This window comes from Nocardia wallacei, assembly GCF_029869545.1.
Classification (GTDB): domain Bacteria; phylum Actinomycetota; class Actinomycetes; order Mycobacteriales; family Mycobacteriaceae; genus Nocardia; species Nocardia wallacei_A.
In genome coordinates this window covers 1-2,277 of the sequence record NZ_JARWQD010000280.1, presented here as the reverse complement: position 1 = coordinate 2,277, position 2,277 = coordinate 1, and the positions used below count along the sequence as shown (strand labels likewise).

At 67.2% G+C, this 2,277-nt stretch carries 2 protein-coding genes; both read left to right on the top strand.

The window, feature by feature from the left end:
* Positions 1–356: 356 nt before the first annotated feature.
* Positions 357–947, top strand: coding sequence for a hypothetical protein (locus tag QH290_RS24480; protein WP_280385391.1), 591 nt, complete (start codon positions 357–359; stop codon positions 945–947).
* Complete coding sequence (locus QH290_RS24475) at positions 944–1,705, top strand: hypothetical protein (RefSeq protein WP_280385390.1); 762 nt, start codon at positions 944–946, stop codon at positions 1,703–1,705. The genes QH290_RS24480 and QH290_RS24475 overlap by 4 nt, the downstream gene beginning before the upstream one ends.
* Positions 1,706–2,277: the final 572 nt, after the last annotated feature.

The window sequence follows — 2,277 nt, the reverse complement described above, 5'->3', positions numbered from 1 at the left end:
GCGCCCGCCCGCCCCCCCCCCCCCCGCGCGGGGGGGGCGCGCTCCCGCGCCCCCTTTCGGGCGGGGCCCGCCGCCGCCGCCCCCCTCCTACGACCAAATATCCAGGTAGCAGATCCGTCATTGTCGGTGGTCGGCGATAGCCTCGAATTCGACATTTCCGGAGGAAACGTGGAGATAACAAGTACCTACGCCGCAACGTACCCGAACATGATGCCGACCCGGGGCCATGAATCCACCACCGCAGAGCCAATGCGCCCCGCAATCAACACGCAGAACCACAGTCCTTTTCCGCAGAGGAGTGCGTGATGGATACTGCCGTACTCACACGTGTGCGTTCTATCGGAATAGATGACAATGTGCAAGCGACGATCGACCCCGTCGTGATCGTCGCCATCGGGAGTTCCGCCGGGGACGTCCGAGGCGGAACCCGCACCGACATCGACCGGCTGCGGGCCGCCACCGCGGCCGACGCGGCGCGCCGGCGCGCCGCATGGAAACCACCGATGAGCAACACCGCCATCACCCGGCAATTCACCACCACGCCGCCGTCGACCACCCGGCCGACCCCGCCACAGCGGGTGGTCGCGGTACGAATGCCACCGCCAGGCCGAGACACCGCGGATCCGGAAGTCGCCGTGTTCTGGTGCGCGATGCAGCTACTCGCCGAACACAGCGCACACCCCACACTGATCGAAACGGCAACACGAGAGGTCCGCGCCACCTGCGCAGCCGCGCGCTACGCACGGACAACCGGAGTCGACGACCACCTCATCGCCGCCTCTCTCGCCGATGTCGCGCGAATGTGCGAAGTACTCCTCGACCGCCGCCACACGATCACCCATCCCGGACCGATCGACCACGACGACGACACGGCCGAGAACGCCGTCCGGCTGCTGGCCTCCGGACTGCCATCCGCCGCACGAATCGCACTGGAAGGAATGCTATGAGCGAACCACTACTCGTGCAGGCGAGGAAATTCCCACCAACACCGACCGGAGCCATCACCGAACGCGATGCCGCCGTGCTGAATTGGCTCGGCGAAGTGCACATCGCCGACACCGACTCGATGCGCGAGGCCTACACATACTTCGGGCGCACACCGATGACGAAAAAGAGACTGTCCCAACGCCTGCTCCAACTTTCCCGAGCCGGGCAGATCGGCAGCCAAGTGCTCTACCGCGGCAACAACCGCCGCGTGTACTACCCCGTCCGGCAGCCCTACCCGATCGCACGCCGCGACCTCGCCCACGACCTCATCACCGCGCACATGTCGATCACCCTCCTCAGCGCAGGCAACTCCACCCGCCTGCACCACAACCGTGACCTGTCGACCGAACAACGCACACAACGCAATCACTGGACCCGAGATGTCCCCAGCAACAAGAACGCTCACGTCGCCGACGGGCTGCTCTGGCTACCCGACCACACCACCGTCATCGTCGAAATCGAACTCACGCCGAAATCGACCCGGCGGCTCTCCAACATTCTCGCCTCACACGCGAACCGGCTCCGCACCGACGGCGACCCCGCCGCCCACATCCTCTACCTGACGACACGCCGAGTCGGGCAAGTCATCGCCGACGCCTGGCGTAACAACGGCCACGCCGTCGACCACCCGCACGCCATGCAAATCATGCATGCCGTCGACGATGTCTCCCTCAGCACCACACCCGGGGTCACCACCATCCAGATCCCCGACACATAAGCCGGACCACGGTGAGGAAATCCGCGACGAGGACCGCCATCGCGGCCCCTGCGGTGTGCACGAGCCAGATAGACGCGTCATCGGGGATACGGTGGCCGGGTTGCCCGCGGCACCGGTATCCGCCGGAATGGAATCGAAGACCAGAGCTACCGCGACACCAAGCCGTCCCCGACCTCCGTCGCTCCCGCACAATCACCTTCCAGCGTGGTGCCGCCCAAGGCGGGACCTCGCGAGCACTCGCGCCATTTCCAGCTCGGGCACGAGCCGCTCGTGCGGTGAGCACATATCGGCCGGACCCATCCGGCCCGAGCTGGGCAACGGTCCGCGAGCTGACGCTCGCGCGGTGCTGCGGACCGAGGTGTCGGGGGTTCCTCCGGGTGGGCTCTTTCGGGGCCTATCACCCCAGAACCTGGCCCGCAACCCGCCCACCATCCAGCACAACCAACCCGTAGGGAATGGCGGGCGGGTTGCGGGCCAGAACCTGGGGTGATCGAGTCGGCCCCGGCCCACCCCGAGGGACCCCCGCCCCCCCCACCCCCCCCAAGTCCGCCGCCCCCGCACAACCCCCCCCG